Origin of the sequence: Paenibacillus sp. MDMC362 (genome assembly GCF_003269305.1) — a bacterium.
Lineage (GTDB): Bacteria > Bacillota > Bacilli > Paenibacillales > Paenibacillaceae > Paenibacillus_AQ.
The window spans coordinates 185,742-203,052 of the sequence record NZ_QLYT01000006.1 but is presented as its reverse complement, the minus strand read 5'-3'; the positions used below and the strand labels follow the sequence as shown (position 1 = coordinate 203,052).

At 48.8% G+C, this 17,311-nt stretch carries 13 protein-coding genes; 6 read left to right on the top strand and 7 right to left on the bottom strand.

The window, feature by feature from the left end; all coding sequences use genetic code 11:
- The first annotated feature begins 7 nt into the window (after positions 1-7).
- Together gyrA and DP091_RS02095 are read left to right on the top strand one after the other, a co-directional pair.
- The gene (gene gyrA, locus DP091_RS02100) at positions 8-2,467 is read left to right on the top strand and encodes a DNA gyrase subunit A (RefSeq protein WP_113056860.1); all 2,460 of its coding nucleotides are present in this window, start codon (positions 8-10) and stop codon (positions 2,465-2,467) included.
- A gap of 405 nt (positions 2,468-2,872) precedes the next feature.
- Complete coding sequence (locus DP091_RS02095; protein WP_113056859.1) at positions 2,873-3,304, top strand: MarR family transcriptional regulator; 432 nt, start codon at positions 2,873-2,875, stop codon at positions 3,302-3,304.
- A 154-nt stretch (positions 3,305-3,458) separates the two neighbouring features.
- Here DP091_RS02095 and DP091_RS02090 read toward each other — a convergent pair whose 3' ends face one another.
- The 5 genes from DP091_RS02090 to DP091_RS02070 form a co-directional block, all read right to left on the bottom strand.
- On the bottom strand, positions 3,459-4,820 hold the full coding sequence (locus DP091_RS02090) for a lytic polysaccharide monooxygenase (RefSeq protein WP_113056858.1): 1,362 nt from the start codon (positions 4,818-4,820) through the stop codon (positions 3,459-3,461).
- A 396-nt stretch (positions 4,821-5,216) separates the two neighbouring features.
- Entirely contained in the window at positions 5,217-5,936 is a 720-nt protein-coding gene (locus tag DP091_RS02085) for an RluA family pseudouridine synthase (RefSeq protein ID WP_113056857.1), read from the bottom strand.
- A 4-nt stretch (positions 5,937-5,940) separates the two neighbouring features.
- The gene (locus DP091_RS02080; RefSeq protein WP_071218328.1) at positions 5,941-6,804 is read right to left on the bottom strand and encodes a class I SAM-dependent methyltransferase; all 864 of its coding nucleotides are present in this window, start codon (positions 6,802-6,804) and stop codon (positions 5,941-5,943) included.
- A 124-nt stretch (positions 6,805-6,928) separates the two neighbouring features.
- Positions 6,929-7,447, bottom strand: a complete 519-nt coding sequence (locus DP091_RS02075) for a GNAT family N-acetyltransferase (RefSeq protein ID WP_113056856.1) — start codon at positions 7,445-7,447, stop codon at positions 6,929-6,931.
- A gap of 70 nt (positions 7,448-7,517) precedes the next feature.
- Entirely contained in the window at positions 7,518-9,479 is a 1,962-nt protein-coding gene (locus DP091_RS02070) for an endonuclease MutS2 (protein ID WP_113056855.1), read from the bottom strand.
- A 558-nt stretch (positions 9,480-10,037) separates the two neighbouring features.
- Here DP091_RS02070 and pepF point away from each other — a divergent pair.
- On the top strand, positions 10,038-11,840 hold the full coding sequence (gene pepF, locus DP091_RS02065) for an oligoendopeptidase F (RefSeq protein ID WP_113056854.1): 1,803 nt from the start codon (positions 10,038-10,040) through the stop codon (positions 11,838-11,840).
- Between the two features lie 92 nt (positions 11,841-11,932).
- Here pepF and DP091_RS02060 read toward each other — a convergent pair whose 3' ends face one another.
- On the bottom strand, positions 11,933-14,947 hold the full coding sequence (locus DP091_RS02060) for a PAS domain-containing hybrid sensor histidine kinase/response regulator (protein ID WP_113056853.1): 3,015 nt from the start codon (positions 14,945-14,947) through the stop codon (positions 11,933-11,935).
- A 202-nt stretch (positions 14,948-15,149) separates the two neighbouring features.
- Positions 15,150-15,431 carry a GNAT family N-acetyltransferase gene (locus DP091_RS02055; RefSeq protein WP_113056852.1) on the bottom strand — a complete coding sequence of 94 codons (282 nt, stop codon included), beginning with the start codon at positions 15,429-15,431 and terminating at the stop codon, positions 15,150-15,152.
- 132 nt (positions 15,432-15,563) lie between these two features.
- On the opposite strand from DP091_RS02055, the gene DP091_RS02050 reads away from it, so the two are divergent.
- The 3 genes from DP091_RS02050 to DP091_RS02040 all read left to right on the top strand — a co-directional run bounded on the left by DP091_RS02050 (position 15,564) and on the right by DP091_RS02040 (position 17,310).
- A complete protein-coding gene (locus DP091_RS02050) occupies positions 15,564-15,908 on the top strand; it encodes a hypothetical protein (RefSeq protein ID WP_113056851.1) in 345 nt (114 codons plus the stop codon).
- A 155-nt stretch (positions 15,909-16,063) separates the two neighbouring features.
- Complete coding sequence (locus DP091_RS02045) at positions 16,064-16,519, top strand: VOC family protein (protein ID WP_113056850.1); 456 nt, start codon at positions 16,064-16,066, stop codon at positions 16,517-16,519.
- Positions 16,516-17,310, top strand: coding sequence for a DNA alkylation repair protein (locus DP091_RS02040; RefSeq protein WP_113056849.1), 795 nt, complete (start codon positions 16,516-16,518; stop codon positions 17,308-17,310). Before DP091_RS02045 ends, DP091_RS02040 begins: the two co-directional genes overlap by 4 nt.
- Position 17,311 lies beyond the last annotated feature (1 nt).

Here is a 17,311-nt window from a genome sequence, read left to right as displayed (position 1 = left end):
TGAAGCAATGAGTTTATCTGAGCAATTTTTGCCGGCTTTTCTGGAAGAGGTCGTAGGTGATCGATTTGGCCGGTATTCGAAGTATATTATTCAGGACCGGGCGATTCCGGACGTTCGTGACGGGCTGAAGCCCGTTCAGCGCCGGATCCTGTATGCCATGTACGATTCGGGTAACACACCGGATAAACCATACCGTAAATCGGCGAAAACCGTCGGGGATGTCATGGGTAATTACCATCCGCACGGGGACTCATCGATTTATGAAGGTATGGTACGGATGGCTCAGCCATGGAAGATGGGACATGTTCTCGTGGACGGCCACGGAAACTGGGGTTCCCAGGATGATGATCCCGCCGCAGCGATGCGTTATACCGAGGCTAGGTTATCGCCGATTGCCATGGAGCTGCTTCGGGATATCGAAAAGCGGACCGTACGGTTTAAGGATAATTTTGATAACACGGCCAAGGAACCGGTTGTGCTGCCTTCACGGTACCCAAACCTCCTTGTGAACGGAGCTAGCGGGATTTCCGCGGGGTTTGCCACTGAGATCCCGCCTCACAATCTGCGGGAAGTGATCGATGCTTGTATTGCCGTTATGCAGAAGCCGGAGATTGAGCTGGCGGAGATTATGACCTTTATCAAAGGTCCGGACTTCCCGACCAGCGGAATCATCATGGGCGGCGAAGGCATCTTGGAGGCCTATCGGACAGGCAAAGGCCGCGTTTATCTGCGGTCGAAGACGGACATTGAATCGCTTCGCGGCGGCAAGCAGCAAATCGTCATCACGGAAATTCCTTATCAAGTCGTTAAGTCACGGCTTGTTACCGCTATGGAGAACATACGACTGGAGAAAAAAGTCGAGGGCATCGCCGAGGTTCGCGATGAAAGCGGACGGGAAGGGCTTCGCATCGTTGTTGAGCTGAAGAAGGATGCCGACGCAAACGGGATTCTTGCATATTTGTTCAAGAAAACCGATCTGCAAATTACGTACAACTTCAATATGGTTGCGATCGTGAACAAAACCCCTCAACAGCTGGGGCTTAAAGACATGTTATCCGCCTATATCGAGCATCAGCGTGAAGTTGTCACGCACCGGACGCAGTATGAGCTGGAGAAGGCAGAGGATCGGGCGCACGTATTGGAAGGCCTGGTTAAGGCTTTAAATATCCTGGATGAGGTCATTGCGGCGATTAAAGCCTCCAAGAATCGTCAGGATGCTCAGAACAATCTGCAATGGATGTTCGGTTTCACGGAGAGACAAGCCGATTCCATATTGACCTTGCAATTATACCGCCTTACGAACCTTGAAATTCATTCCCTGCAAAAAGAGCTGGACGAGTTAATGAAGAAAATCGAGGGCTTGCGTGCGATACTGGACAGCGATAAGAAGCTGATTGCCGTCATTCGCAAAGAGCTGCTTGACATTCGCGAGAAATACGGCATCGACCGGCGTTCTGTCATTCAGGAAGAAGTGGAAGAGATCAAGGTTAATCTTGAAGTGCTGGTGAACGCAGAGGACGTGCTCGTAACTCTGTCTAATGAAGGCTACATCAAGCGTACCAGCATGTTATCCTTCACCCGAAGCGGCGGTGAGCTGGAAAGCTCAGGCGTTAAGGAAGGGGATTACATCACACGTTTGTTTGAAGTCAATACCCTGGAGAATCTGCTTATATTCACGAGCCGTGGACAGTATTTCTTATTGCCGGTTCACCAGATTCCGGAATACAAATGGAAAGATGCCGGTACGGCCATCGTTAACGTGATTCAGGTACCGAAAGAGGATCACATCGTATCGGTCATTCCGGTTTCGAACTTTGAAGAAGAGGGCAAGTCGCTTGTGTTTGTCAGCCGCAAAGGTCAAGTGAAGCGCACAGAGCTCAAGGAGTATGTCACCAAGCGGGCTGGCGCCGTTGCGGCAGCCAAGGTCGCTGCGGAAGACAGCATTATACAGGTCGTCGTGAGTCATAGCAATAAAGATATTGTGCTAATCTCGAAAGAGGGGATGAGCATCCGGTTTAATGAGCAGGAAGTCAACGCCATGGGACGCGTTTCCGGCGGGGTTCGGGGAATCCAGCTCCGTGACGGGGATGAAGTCGTTGCGGCATTATGGGTGGAGAACGATGAGGGTGAGATTTTGACCATCACGGATCTTGGCTATGGCAAGCGCAGCTTGCTGTTGGATTACCAGACGCAAAGCCGCGGCGGAAAAGGCATGGCTACGTTTGAGTTTAAGGAAGGCAAGCGGGTGAAGCCTAACGGCAGCGCCATTGTCGGTGCTTTTTATTGCCGTGAACCGCTGCAGATTATGGCATACAGCGAAGACGGGCAAGCTCATCTGATTCACACCGAAAAGGTTCCGATCGCGGAACGTAAATCGATAGGCAAGCTGCTTGCCGATGTTGGCAAGCAAGGACGGATTGTCGATCTGGTAAGACTTCCGCATGCGGAGTCAGAAAAAGAAAGTTAAACAAGATTGCTTAGGGAATTTCCAAGTTTGGACAAGATAAGATAGACGGACAAAAGCACCTTCGATGATATTTGTCGAGGTGCTTTTGCTATATTTTGCGTTAGTGCAACATAAGAACTGTTATTTATACTATTTGACATATGCCCGACCATGTCGAAGCAGGGTGAACCTTGAAAAACGCCGTCATATAAGGGTTGGCGGGTTTTGTCGCTTGATTGGAAATTATATTTTTTAACGAAAAAAGAAGGATATTGAGAGGCTGCCCGCGAAAAGTTAATCCTATAAACTAATATAGAATCATGACTAGGGTTCAAACGAAACCCATTCACAAAAAGTACAGCGCAACATTCACGGACGGTATCCGATGTTTGATCATGACAGCATTATTGAAGGGACGGGATAAATATGCATACTGCCGAATTCGCCAAGGTGTGGTCCAAGCTGGCCAAGGATTATAAGCTCCATATGGAAGCCGGATTAGCACCGACATTGACGGAATCGCAACTGATGGTGCTGGAGGTGCTTGCTGAATTAAAGCGAATGAAACCTTCCGATTTCATTCCTTACCTGGCCACAAGTCCGGCAGCCGTAACCATGCTATTGGACCGGATGGAGAAGAATGGATTGATCAAACGGGAACGGGACGCAAATGACAGACGGATCGTTTGGGTGACGATTTCCTATAAAGGGCGTGAGGAGTATACACGCGGATTACAGGTTAGGGATGAGTACCTTTCCCAAATTTTGAACCGCATATCCTCGCATAATCAACAGCTGCTTGTTTATCTGTTAGGAAAGATTAGTACAGCTCCAAAGGAAGCCCTGATTGAGGCATAAGTTAGTTCTAAGGCTAAAGCTAACGTCGTAAACGTAGAGAAGCCCCCTGGGCAGCTGCAGACGGCAGCTCACCCTTGGGGGCTGTTCCATATTTTCATACTTATGGAACATCATCGTTATATCACATTTCGTATCTATACATGACGTATTGTGATTATGACTTAAGCAACCATAGAGCCGGCACGTTGGAGGGTTCCCAACCAGGCAGGGACGTATGGGCTTGACGGCACTCATAGGTGTTGCCACCATATGTGACTAAAGCTCCCTGCTGGTATGAAGTGTTTGGTGCCCAGGCCGGAGTTACCGGTGTGGAGCCGTCCGCTGTGGTAACTTGCAGTTCATTGCTTGCAGGGGAGACGTTGCCAGCCGCATCACGAGCTTTAACGGTGAAGCTATAGGCTGTGTTTGGTGTTAACCCGCTGACCGTATAGGAAAGCGTGCTGCCGGATACCGTGGTGACCAGCGTTGCGCCCCGATAAACTTCATAGCCGCTAACTCCGACATTATCCGTGGAATTGTTCCAGGCTAATGATACGCTGGTTGAGGTAGAACCTACGGATCGTAGATTGGCAGGGACCGTCGGAGCTTGAGTATCCGGTACCGGATTGGATGTGGCAATCGTTAACGGACTGCTCGCCGTGGAGACGTTGCCTGCTCCATCGCGTGCTTTTACCGTAAAGGTATAGGAGGTTGACGCTTGCAGACCGTTGACGGTATGGCTTAAGGTTGATCCTGATACGGTTGTTACTAGATTAGATCCTTGATAGATTTCATAGCCTGTTACCCCCACATTATCCGTGGCAGCGTTCCAGGAGAGCGAAATGCTGCTGCTGGTGACGCCTGTGGATCTTAAGTTACTCGGTACGGTTGGAGCTTGCGTGTCCTGATTTCCGCTGCCGTTATTCAGGTTCACATCGATTACGTTATAGAAGGCGTTGCCTGTATCGGCGATCTCCCACACGGCTAGGATCAGATAGTAGCCAGTACGATCGGTAGGAACATTACAGGTGTGGGTTACGGTGTTCGGCGGACGTTTGCCACCGTCATTGAAGGAGCAGAACAATTCGAGATCTGCGCGTGCGAGGGGTTTGCTGGAGTCCCAGCCTTTTTTCGTAATATAATATTTCCAATCGGATGTGGCATGAGCTGCGGTCAGCACCCATTTAAACGTATTCGGTCCGCCGTTCATGTTCACTTTACTCCAGCGGGTAGGTGATTGTTCATTGAGCTCATGAAAAATTCCAGCACCAGCGATCTGACCATCCGCCGGTCCTCCGATGGGGAAGTTACCTTTCCCCTCGAGGGAATGCGGTTCATATATGATTCTGCCGCAGTTGGTGTTCTCTCCGAGCTTACACTTATAACCACGACTGGCTGGTGACTCAACATACCCATGAGCGGAGACGCTGCTTGCCGTGATGATCATGATGATGAAGAACAACAGAGTGCTTCCTAAAAAAATCCACAGCGGTTTCAAATGCAAGCGGCGATTTGTTTGACATTGAACCTGATCCATAACAAATACCTCCTTGAATATTTAATTTGAAATTCAGCGGACACTTGTTGCTGATCCAACCTCCCTGAGCTGTGAGTTTTCTTGCACTGTTACACATCGTAAACAACCGAGCCGACCGTGTAACCATTCATGATAGCTTTGATCATCCTCCTCCTTGATAGCCGTTATCTATATAAACTCAAAAGCAGAGTTTATACCATGATTGTACATATCATCTAAAAAATGTTAAACTATCTGGTTACTATTTTTCGGCATTCTCTGATAAAAGTAAAGGGATAATATATTATCGTAAAGGGATACAATATTACAGTATTTGCCATCATGTTGAAACAGAGACATAAAAAAACCGAAATCCAGGGCTGGATTTCGGTTTTTTGAGTTTTATGGATAGGACCGTCATGTGGACGCCAGCTTCTCCATCGAGAACAGGCTCCAGGGATAGACGGAGGGCGGCATGGAACGAATGGAGATCTCCTCTTTGGTAACGGGATGAGGAAATCCGACCAATACGGACCATAAGGCAATTTGCTGGCCGGATTTGTTCACCTTGCTTCCATACTTCTGATCTCCGAACAGCGGATGTCCCGCATGGCTCAGCTGTACACGGATTTGGTGCGGCCTGCCCGTGTGCAGCTCGATCAGGACGAGGCTGAAGCCTTCGGACGTTTGGAGCACGGTGTAATCCAGAATGGCCTCCTTGGCACCGTCTGTACCTTTAGAGGTGACATGAACGGTGTTGGTTTTTACATCCTTATACAGCATGTTTACGAGCCGGCCTGAAGTTTTCGAAGGAATCCCGTGAACGACCGCCACATATTGCTTGCGGAAGCTGCGACTGCGGACGGCTTCTGATAATCGGGATGCGGCTTTGGAAGTCTTGGCAAACACCATCGCTCCGCCAACCGGACGATCCAGTCGGTGCACCAATCCCAAAAATACATTGCCCGGTTTATTGTAGCGCTCCTTGATGTCCTGTTTCAGAATGGTCAGCATGTCGGGATCGCCGGTAGCATCCTCTTGGGAGGGGATGTTGACCGGCTTGGTTACTCCTAACACATGATTATCCTCGAACAGAATCGGCACAACCGGATATGCTGCTGGTTCCTGCTTGCTCATCGAATCAGGACTCCCATCGACCCAGGATGCCGCACGGCAGGTTCATGCCGGAGCGGGTAATCGGCAATCCGATTTCTCCCGCACTGATGGTACCGCCGTATTTCGGCTTCATGGTCATGGTCAGCATGTTATTCAGAACGGTAGGGGAGATTCCAGTTGTATAGGAGTTGATCAGCATGAACAGCGGATTATCCGATACGATGCTCATGCAGCTTTCGAGGAAAGGATACAAGCTTTGCTCAAGCTTCCAAGTTTCTCCACTTGGTCCGCGGCCATAAGATGGAGGGTCCATAATGATTGCATCGTATTTGTTCCCCCGGCGCTGCTCCCGTTGCACGAACTTAAACACATCATCCGTGATATAACGGATGGGACGATCGGCAAGTCCGGACAATGCCGCGTTTTCCTTGGCCCATTGAACCATTCCCTTCGCAGCATCCACATGAACGACCTGAGCTCCGGCCGAGGCGGCCGCGACGGTTGCTCCGCCGGTATAGGCGAACAGGTTCAGTACGCTGACCGGCCGTCCGGCTGAAGCGATCTTATCCATCATCCAGCGCCAGTTAGCTGCCTGCTCCGGAAATAAACCGGTATGCTTAAAATTGGTTGGTCGAATATGAAATTTCAATTGGTCGTATGAGATGGTCCATCGGTCCGGAAGCTGCTTTTTCATGTCCCATTGCCCGCCGCCCGACGAACTGCGATGATAGTGTCCGTGCACACTGCGCCACTGCCCATCTTCACGTTCAATCGGCCATATGATCTGCGGATCCGGACGTCTGAGAATCACGTCGCCCCAGCGTTCCAGCTTTTCTCCGCCCCCGGTATCGATGACCTCGTAATCTTGCCAATCCTGAGCTACATACATGTTGAAAACCATCCTTCAAATAGTCATTTAGAGTTTATTGTACAACATATCAGAAGCTGAATGCCACCAAGGATTCCCCGGCTTGATCAAACCTATTCGGATGATACGGACTTTGAAGCTCGACTTACCCTAAATCTTCGAATGCGGAGTGGAAACGGAATTCGCCATGAAGGTGATCGAGCGCGCCCGGCTGAAGCTCGGCAACCATGAACACCTCATCCGAAACCGTAAATTGGGCGATGTCGATGCCAGTGGCTCTGGCCTGCACAAATCCGTAACGGGGATAATATGCCGGATGGCCGAACAGAAAAACAAGTGGATAGCCATGCGAGAGACACCGCCGCTTGCCTTCTTCAATCAATTTCCCGCCGATCCCTTGTCGTTGATAATCCGGAAGCACGGCCAGCGGGCCTAGCGCAGCCACATGATGGTTATGAACCCCGTCAAAAAGGCTAGACCGGCTGAACATAATATGTCCCTTGATGATCCCCTCTTCTTCCGCTACGATTGACAATTCCCGTTGAAAGTCTTTATCCTCTCGCAGCCGCCGTACTAGAGTCGCTTCTTCCTGTCCGGGAAAAGCCTGAGTGAGAAGGTTCTGGACCTTCTCATAATCGTTCTTGGTTTCTGTGCGTATGTTCATCGTTATCTCTCCTTCGAAAATCCTAAGCATTCTTTTTGATTCCCTGGTCAACCCATCGTCAAGAGACTCGTTATTCCGGTTTCGTTTCTATCTGCAGCCCTTCAACGTGCTTGCGGTTCATCAGTTTACGTTTCTTCCGGTTCTCTTTGCTCTCAAAAACAATATCAAGATCATAATCCTCCGGGTAAAGATCCTTTGCCGCAATATAAGGCTTCAGCCGTTTATGGTTAATCTTCAGTCTGTCCTTCTGAATCATAACACCGATGTTACCTCTACCGTCGATGGTTTCATACACGGTTCCGCTTCGTTTCATATAAGGCACATAGACGCGATCGCCTAAGTGATAGAGGGAAGAGGGAGTATCTTCATCTTGATGATCTTCATCATTCATCGGCTTATCCTGTTTGTCTGTCGACAACGTAACATACTCTTCCGGACGCGCTTCTTCCGCCTTATCATCGGACTCTGAGCGATCCTTTTGGATAAGGGCCGTGTTATCTCTTGCCGATCCCGCTTCCGTGATTTCCCGCGATCTGGCAATGATCGACTCCGGAATGCCCAGCTTCGCTGCAATGACAAAGGCATAACTGTGCCCGGCTTCACCAATCCGCAGACGATAGAGCGGCTCGAGTGTATCGGCGTCAAATTCCATGCGGGCATTCTCAAAGCCGGGGGTGCGCTCGGCAAAATTTTTGATTTCGGTAAAATGGGTAGTTACCACAACCGTTGCTTGACGTTGACTCAACTCCTCCAGGATGGCGATCGACAATCCAACGCCTTCACCAGGATCCGTTCCCGACGCCATTTCATCGAGCAGTACAAGCGTGGACCGGCCGGCTGTCTGCAAAATGTCGCGGATGTTGCGAATATGCGCAGAGAACGTGCTGAGGGCATGCTCCAAACTCTGCCCATCTCCGATATCGACGGAAACCTCGTCAAAAATGGCGCAATGACTGCCTTCCGCGACAGGAACCAGCAGACCGGATTGCACCATAACGGTGATAAGTCCAACCGTTTTTAGAGCAGAAGTTTTGCCGCCGGTATTAGGCCCTGTAATGATCAAGGTTTTATACCGCTCACCGATAGAGAAGTCCAGCGGTACCATCGTGGATCCGATTAAAGGATGCACCGCGGATTTTAGACGGATGAACCCCTCCTGGTTCAGGCTTACATTGCGCCCGCCGATCGAAACGGCGTACTTGCCTCTGGCGATGATGTAATCGTAGATTCCAACAATGTCGGCATTGGTCCTCAGTTCGAATTGATATTGCTCGGCTAGTGCGGTCAAATCACTCAGCACCTTCGTTTCTTCGCGGACTTCATCGGCGTGCAGGAAATTTAGTTCCATCTGAAGTCCCTGCAAGTCGGAGGGCTCAATGAATACCGTCTGCCCGCTGGCCGATTCATCCAGAATCGAGCCATTCACGGATTTACGGTGCTCTTTCTTGATGGGCAGCACGTAACGATCTCCGCGCTTGCTTATGACATGCTCTTGCATGATTCCCTTGTAACGGCTCATCAGGCTGTCGAGCTTACGCTTGATCCGTTCCTCGGCTACGATGATTTTTTTGCGGATTTTGGCTAAATCTTTACTGGCGCTATCCACAACACGCCCCCCATGAATGCTGCGTTCGATTTCGGACAGAAGTGGACGCAGTTCATGCATGGATGAGGCGTAGGAACTGATCAATGGAGCAATGCCGTCCTTGGCTTTCATATATTGAATGAGCTGACGGCAGCTTCTCAAATATTGCACCATATTCCCGAAATCGCGCTCAGACAGCACGTAACCGGTGCCGAGCAAATCAAGGATCATTTCAATGCCCTCCAGTGAAGGAATAGGGACGCTAGCTCCGGTCTGGAGCAGGGTTTTGGCTTCCTTCGTTTCATTCAGTTTGTTGCGGATGGCTTTCATCTGGGTGAGGGGGGCCATCTTCCGGATATGCTCGACTCCCAGATACGATACGGCAAAGCGTTCAATCTCGGTACGTATTTTCTCGTACTCCAATTTGTTTAATGCGAAGGTTTTCATGGGTTACATTCTCCTTTTGACTATAAAATGGATGGTATACAACACAAAAAGGGCGGAAAGCGAACTACTAAGGTTCGCTTTCCGCCCATAAATCGTTATTCTGATGGCATGGCGTTATGGGACAGCTCCAAATAACCCTTTTGAATAAAAGGAGGGGAGACCCAAAAAATCCGTGCTGAACTCAGCACGGATGACCATATCATATCTGAATAAACCCTAAAGGGGCTTCCATTGATATCCGTAGTTCTTAACTAATTCAACGGATGAAATGAAAATTCATCAAAAAATAAACATATCCCTTTACAGGGAATGCCCAAAATTTTACATTTCGATCCATATGAAATTTGGTTAGTTAAGAACGACCACCGACATCAAAATCTCTCCTTTAGATAAGAGTATGAAATAACTATATCCATAAATAGGGTCAGAAGTCAAGGCCGAAAAGCGGATACGATCCCTTAAAAAACTGTGATATGATGGAATTGTTATACAGTTGCTAATCCATAGTAACTGCTGTCGTTAATCATGAGAGGACAAGACACGAGAGGAGTTGTATCCATGGGGAAATTGCTGACACGAAGTGAGGTTCCAATCGAGGCAACTTGGAATCTGGATGATTTGTTTGTCTCGCAAGAAGCATTCGAAGCGGGATTAAAAGCGATTGAATCGCAAGCTGCTCAAATGACTCGATTCAAGGGCAGGCTGGGAGAGGGTGCATCCGTTCTTCTGGAGTGCCTGAATGAACAGGAAGCTCTGATGGAGAGCATTAGCAGAGTCGGGGCATATGCCAGATTGCGACAATCGGAAGACGGGACCAATCCGGCCAACCTGGCAAATTCGTCCAAAACGGGCGATGTTCTCTCACGCATCCAATCTTCCCTGACGTTTATTGAATCGGAGCTGCTGGATCTCGAGGGTGGAATCATCGAACAATACATATCAAAGGAAGACGGGCTTGTTCCTTATGCTCGAAGCTTGACATTGTTGCTGGAATCGAAGCCTCACCGCTTGAATCCTGAGACGGAAAGCGTGTTGGCATCGCTGGGAGAGGTGCTCGGTTCCCCTTACCGCATCTATTTGCGCAGCAAGCTGTCGGATATGACATTTGACGATATTCAAGTAAATGACGGAACCAAGCCGGTCTCTTTCCGTCTGTACGAGAATTCTTACGAAATGTCCGAGGATACGCAGCTTCGGCGCGAAGCTTATGCTTCGTTCACGAAGTCCCTGCAGGGATCGCGCCATACATTTGCCGAGGCTTACGCTACCGAAGTAAAGAAGCAAGTAGTGATGTCCCGGCTTCGCGGGTATGATTCCGTCACGGATATGCTGCTGAAGCCGCAGCAAGTGACGATGGAGATGTACAACAATATTCACGATACCATTTTGACGGAGTTAGCTCCGCATATGCGAAGACTGATGAAGCTGAAAAAGCGGGTGCTTGGGCTGGATCAACTGCTGTTCTGCGATTTGAAAGCGCCGATGGATACGGATTTCAATCCAAGCGTTACTTATGAAGAAGCATGCTCCACGATTTCCAGTGCCTTGTCGATACTGGGTCCTGAATACGGCGAGATCGTTCAATCCACGTTCTCCAAGCGCTGGGTGGATTATGCCGATAATATTGGTAAGTCTACAGGAGCATTCTGTTCCTCCGTATACGGAGTGCATTCTTATATTCTGATGGCATGGGCCGACAATATGCGAAATGCCTTCACGTTAGCGCATGAAGTCGGTCATGCTGGTCATTTGATGCTGGCAGCGGACCATCAGCGAATCACCAATGCCCGTCCTTCCTTGTATTTTATCGAGGCACCTTCGACGATGAACGAGCTGCTGCTGGCGGATCACCTGCTCAGTCAATCCGAGGATAAGCGGATGCGGCGCTCTGTTATTCTTCAGCTTCTGAGCACGTATTACCATAACTATGTGACTCACCTTCTAGAAGCGGAAATGCAGCGACGGGTATACCGCCATGCGATGGCCGATGAGCCGATTACCGCAGATAGTCTATCTGAGCTAAAAGGCACTGTGTTATCCGATTTCTGGGGTGACGTGGTTGAGCTCGATGAAGGAGCGAAGCTTACCTGGATGCGACAGCCGCATTATTATATGGGTCTTTATCCATATACGTATGCCGCTGGACTAACCGCATCAACAGCTGCTGCACAATTAATTCGCGAGGAAGGACAACCGGCAGTAGATCGCTGGCTCCAAGTCCTTAAGGCCGGAGGCAGCAAGAGTCCGCTGGAATTAATGGCGATGGCTGGCGTCGATATGTCCACTTCCAAGCCGATCTCCAAAGCGGTTGCATATGTCGGATCGCTCGTTGACGAACTGGAGTCCCTGTACGAGGAATAGTACCATTTGCATATATGAGAAAAGGGTGGTCCACAGCTCATTGCTGTAGATCACCCTTTTGTTTGTGGTGGATATTGGAGAGAAGCCTAAGCTTATTTGTCCGTGATATCATCATGCAGCGCATGGGTCGGGATTGTAAAGTAGAAGGAGGAACCGACGTTTTCACGACTTTCCACGCCGATGACGCCTCCCATCAACTCGACCAGTTTTTTACTGATCGCCAGCCCCAATCCCGTACCCCCATATTTGCGATTCAAGGATGGGTGAAGCTGCGAGAAGGAGGTAAACAGCTGATGCTGCTGTTCAGAAGGGATGCCAATTCCCGTATCTCTTACCTGAAAAGCAAGCGTGATTTCCTGGGTCCCGGTCCTGCGCAGTCCCTCGACATTGATCGAGATGCTGCCCTCATGCGTGAATTTGATGGCATTGCTGATGAGGTTAACAAGCACTTGCCGCAGGCGCAGAGCGTCGCCGATGATCACATCGGGAACAGTGGAGCTGTTGATACTGCAGGATAACGATAACCCCTTTTCTTTGGCTTTGGCCGAGAATAAATCAACGACGACCTCAAGCAAGGACCGTAAATCGATCGGTTCCTGAATGAGTGTCATATTGCCGGTCTCGATTTTGCTGAAATCGAGAATCTCGTTCAAGATGTGGAGCAGCGAGTTGCTGCTCTCCATCAAAATATCAGTATAATTCAGCTGATCCTTGTCAAGCTCGGTCGTTCGTAATAGCTCAATCATGCCGATGATGCCGTTCATCGGCGTGCGGAGTTCGTGACTCATCATGGTCAGAAACTCCGTTTTCGCTTGATCTGCCCGCTCGGCATTCTCCTTCGCCCGGATGATTTCTTTCTCGTCGGTGATATCGCGGAATACCATAACGGCACCTTTGCGCTCGCCTTGGTCCCAGATTGGATTGACCTGATAATCTGCCAGAAAGCTGGTGCCGTCGCCCCGCCAAAGCACGATTTCGGCTCTGGACAGCGGTACGCCTTGTTTGACGGCTCGAACAAGAGGGGATTCATTCCCCCGATAAAAAGTGCCGTCATGGCCAATTTCTTTGATGATCTGGTCGCAAGGTCTTCCGATGGTGGTGGCCGGTTCATAATCCAGCATCGCTGCGCCTGCCGGATTGATAAATGCGACGTGTCCGTGAATGTCCAGCCCGATAATGCCTTCGGATACCGTATTCAGCAAAAGGGTGAGCTCCCGGCTCAGCTTCTTGATCTCTTCCATGGTTCGTATGCGCTCGGTGATATCCCGGGTAATGCCATAGACGCCGACCACTTCGTCATCCACGAAAATCGGGATGTTAATCGTATTGATGTCGATGGGATGTCCATCCTTATGAATAATCGTTAGATCATAGCTCTGAGGTATGCCTTCTGTTGCCTGATTAAAATGAAACAACGTGCGATCCATGTCTTTTTCCGCTACAATCGGTCCGAAATACATCCCGATCAGCTCGTCCAGCGTATATCCTGTCAGGTCCTGCAGATTTTGGTTGGCCGTTAAGTAGTCGCCATCCAAATTCATGGAGTATACGGCCGATGGATTATATTCAAAAAGAGAACGGTATCGCTGCTCGCTTTCCTTTAGCTTAAATTCCATCAGTTTTCGTTCGGAAATGTCGCGGGCAATCGAGATGATCTCGTTCTTTTGGCCGTCCTGCGTGCTGATGTACTTGCAATTGACTTCAAACCAGATGTGCCTGCCATCCTTATGTATATAACGGAAGGTGATCGGTGTGAGCAATTTGCCGTCCAGGCAATTGTTAAAATAGTCCTGTAGCGGTATGATATCCTCCGCGTATACATAATCGAACATACTGGTGCCAACCATCTCATCCGGACGATATCCAAGCAAAGAATAACAGGAAGGTGAACAATAAAGAAACGTTGAACAGTCTATCGTGCTACTCGAGATGAAGTCAAGGGAATTTTCGGTTATGAGCTTGTACTTGTTTTCATTCTCCAGCGACTGCTGTTCAATCAGCACCTGCTCGGTGATGTCCTGCGCCATGCCCACCATCTCCATCGGTCTGCCTTCACTCGTAACGGAGACTTCCCATTGAGCTCGAATGGTTCGGATTTGACCGTCCTGAAGCTGGATCCGATAGATGATTTCATCCGCATTCCCTAGAATGGCTCTGCTCACGGCTGCCTCGAGCCGCTTTCGGTCTTCCGGAACGACCAATGACAGCAGCGTGTTATGGTTTGGCTCAGTGGTACGGATCTGATATCCGTAAATTCGTCTCATTTCATCGCTGTAGCTCAGCGTATGCGTGATCAAGTCCCAACGCCAGGAACCGATCTTGGCAATCCGCTGCGCATGGGCCAGCGTATTTTCATCCGTTTTGCGTTTGGTAATGTTTCGTCCAATGGCCAGAACCTTGCTAATCTCGCCATGAGCTCCCCGAATTAACTGAAAAGACGTTTCAAACCAAAGATAATGCCCGTCCTTATGGCGAATGCGTCGAACGAAACTATCTTCCTCTGAAAACAGCTTGCCCGGCTCTTTCATTTGCTCGGAATCCACCTGATGATAGTAATCGATCCGGCATTGGCCCGTCATTTCTTCTTGGGTGTATCCGAGTATTTCCGTCACAGAAGGTGAGATGTATTCGATGATGCCATCAGCGTTGCTGATGGATATAAGATCTTGTCCGCTCTTGGATATGAGTGCAAGGAGTTCATCATTCTTAATGGTCGGCGGCAAAGACGAGTTCTCCGGTACGGTCCCGGGTTCTATACAGCATAATATCCATGGGTCCTCTCCAGGGGCGGGATGTTTCAGCAGGGAAATAGAGACCGAGACATGGACTTGATTTCCGTTATGGCGGACAAAATAAGAGTCTCTCTTGAGCGTGGCCGATTGTTCATATGTCAATGATTGCAATATTTGTTGAATCGATAGATTGGATAGAACTTGGATTTCGGAAGGTTTGAGCTGAAGCAGGTCTGAACGTTTGGATTCGGTAAGTTCGCAAAAACGATCATTAACCTTTGCCACAGGCTCGTCAACCGCAGAAATCAGGATCGCTCCCATAGGCAATTTATCAAATATCTGTTCCCAGACCCAATGCTCTGCTGTTTGCCTCATGATTATAGTTGCCTCCCTAAGTTAAGCTATTCCATTTGATCATAGAGGATAGGATCACTCTATCGCAATAGTAAATACCAGTGCTGCATTTGAACTTGGACATCAAGGCGCGTCAAAGCCAACCGATAAGAGGAGCATCCTTATGGCTGGCGAGTTTACTCTACGTTACATCCGATTGCTGATGATGTATTTATCATCGTTTTTATTGGTGCAGCAGGTCACGCTCGTCGACGTATTTGTCAAAATAATGCCCGGCATAGGAGCAAACGGGGATGATTTTCAAATCCTCTTCCCGAGCGTATCCGATTACTTTTCGCACGAGTTCGTCGGCGATTCCTTGCCCTCGCAGGCCGGGTGAGATATAGGTATGATCGATACTAATCACGCCGTTTCCTTGAGGCGAGTAGGTGATTTTGGCTACCGTTTTTCCATTGTTTTCAATAAAAAAGCTGCCGGGTTTCGTCTGTATATTTCGTTTGTCCATGGTGTTTAACCCTCCTTCATCTGGTTGTACTATACCCGTATCCGCTATGCATTAAACGGATTTCAGATAGGCCAACACCCTTGACGGGACATTTGCATACAATGCGAATAGAAGAGAACGAAGGAGGACATCATGAACAATTATTCAACTCAACCGCAAATGCTGTTTCAATGCGATCACCAAATGGCTCATTCCATGAAAAAGCATAAGGAACATGCTCACGCAGCGCTCAAGAAAGCCGTGAATCGCAAAGTTAGAGTGCAAACCTTGGACGATGAAGTCTTTGAGGGTGTCATCATTAACCTGGATGCCAAAAATGTGTACATTCAAATCGAACAAGGAGATCGAGGTTTTTATCCCGGCCCCTATCCAAGACCGAGACCGCCATTCCCGCCATATCCATACAATCCATATTACAGCAACGTGATTCTGCCGCTGGCGTTGTTTGATCTGCTCGCGGTGAGCTTGCTGTGGTAGTGGTAATCGTTTAAATAAAAACCTGCAGATTTTGTCTGCAGGTTTTTTTGTTTAGGAAGGAGATGATGGCCAATTTCAGATAAAATCTATTTACATACATTCTGTTTGTATGTTAAATTGGATTCATCCCAATTATAGAAGGAGATGTTTTCCATATGAAGCTGCAAGGATTTTATCCCGTGATCATGACAGAGAAGATTGCCGAAAGCACAGCGTTTTACACACGGTTGTTTGGATTTGAGATTGTTTTTGAAGCGGATTGGTATGTAAGCCTGAAGAATGGAGACCAAGGACAAGGCTCTTATGAAATGGCCCTCTTGTCCAAAGATCATCCCACGGTACCGTCTTCCTTTCAGAAACCAGTGCAGGGATTGATTCTTAATTTTGAGGTGGAGGATGTGGATGCCGAGTATCAAAGGCTGATCATCCACGAAAAGCTCCCGCTTCATCTGGATATACGGGATGAGGAATTTGGGCAGAGGCATTTTATCACCAGTGACCCGAACGGGGTGCTGATCGATATGATAAAAGTCATTCCGCCTTCACAAGCATTTATGGAACTGTATAATGAAGATGTGTGGTCCACGAAGGATGACCAATCCGGTAAATGAGTACATCCACCGCATTAAAGGACTACTTCGGAAGAGAGCTGGCGATTCTTTTATCCGATCGAATTAAGCCGCTTGCACCGGAGTTTCACTCGGAGGTTTTCATTGAAGCCGTAAGCCGCAAGACAGCGACGCTTGAATTGAAAGGAAGGGTAGCCGTTATTGCGGAAGAATTGCAGCAAGCCCTGCCCTTTGGTTATCCGGATAGTTTGGAGATTTTACTCGGCATCATAGGACCAGAGAATGAAACAGAGAAAGGAATGTTTACAGACGGGTATTTTCTCATGCCAATTGCATGTTTTGTGGAACGATTTGGGCTTGATCACTTTGAAATATCGATGAACGCATTATATGAAATTACCAAACGGCACACATCGGAGTACGCGATTAGACCCTTTCTGCTCCATTATGAAGATCTGTGTCTTGAGGTTTTGAAGGACTGGCTTTCGGATGATAATTCGCATGTCCGTCGCCTGGTTAGTGAAGGTACCCGGCCTCGTCTGCCGTGGGCAAAGCGAATTCAAGTGATCAAGGGAGATCCCGCCCACAATTTGGCGCTGCTAAAGCCCCTTCTGCAGGATTCCTCTGGCTATGTCCGCAAATCGGTTGCGAATCATCTTCATGATCTGAGCAAAGATTACCGGGATACCGTCCTTCCCTGGCTGCTTGAACACCTGGAGTCGTCTGGAGCGTACGGTCCTTGGATACTTCAGCATTCGCTAAGATCCATGGCCAAGAGCGGAGATCAGGAAGTACTGAAGCTTCTAACATCCGTAAGAATAGCATCCGAATGAT

Coding starts and splice junctions, on each gene's coding strand:
- DP091_RS02050 (WP_113056851.1), top strand. CDS start 15,564: ATGAACAATTATTCAACTCAACCGCAAATGCTGTTTCAATGCGATCAC.
- gyrA (WP_113056860.1), top strand. CDS start 8: ATGAGTTTATCTGAGCAATTTTTGCCGGCTTTTCTGGAAGAGGTCGTA.
- DP091_RS02080 (WP_071218328.1), bottom strand. CDS start 6,804: ATGTATGTAGCTCAGGATTGGCAAGATTACGAGGTCATCGATACCGGG.
- DP091_RS02075 (WP_113056856.1), bottom strand. CDS start 7,447: ATGAACATACGCACAGAAACCAAGAACGATTATGAGAAGGTCCAGAAC.
- DP091_RS02070 (WP_113056855.1), bottom strand. CDS start 9,479: ATGAAAACCTTCGCATTAAACAAATTGGAGTACGAGAAAATACGTACC.
- DP091_RS02045 (WP_113056850.1), top strand. CDS start 16,064: ATGAAGCTGCAAGGATTTTATCCCGTGATCATGACAGAGAAGATTGCC.
- DP091_RS02085 (WP_113056857.1), bottom strand. CDS start 5,936: ATGAGCAAGCAGGAACCAGCAGCATATCCGGTTGTGCCGATTCTGTTC.
- DP091_RS02060 (WP_113056853.1), bottom strand. CDS start 14,947: ATGAGGCAAACAGCAGAGCATTGGGTCTGGGAACAGATATTTGATAAA.
- pepF (WP_113056854.1), top strand. CDS start 10,038: ATGGGGAAATTGCTGACACGAAGTGAGGTTCCAATCGAGGCAACTTGG.
- DP091_RS02090 (WP_113056858.1), bottom strand. CDS start 4,820: ATGGATCAGGTTCAATGTCAAACAAATCGCCGCTTGCATTTGAAACCG.
- DP091_RS02055 (WP_113056852.1), bottom strand. CDS start 15,431: ATGGACAAACGAAATATACAGACGAAACCCGGCAGCTTTTTTATTGAA.
- DP091_RS02040 (WP_113056849.1), top strand. CDS start 16,516: ATGAGTACATCCACCGCATTAAAGGACTACTTCGGAAGAGAGCTGGCG.
- DP091_RS02095 (WP_113056859.1), top strand. CDS start 2,873: ATGCATACTGCCGAATTCGCCAAGGTGTGGTCCAAGCTGGCCAAGGAT.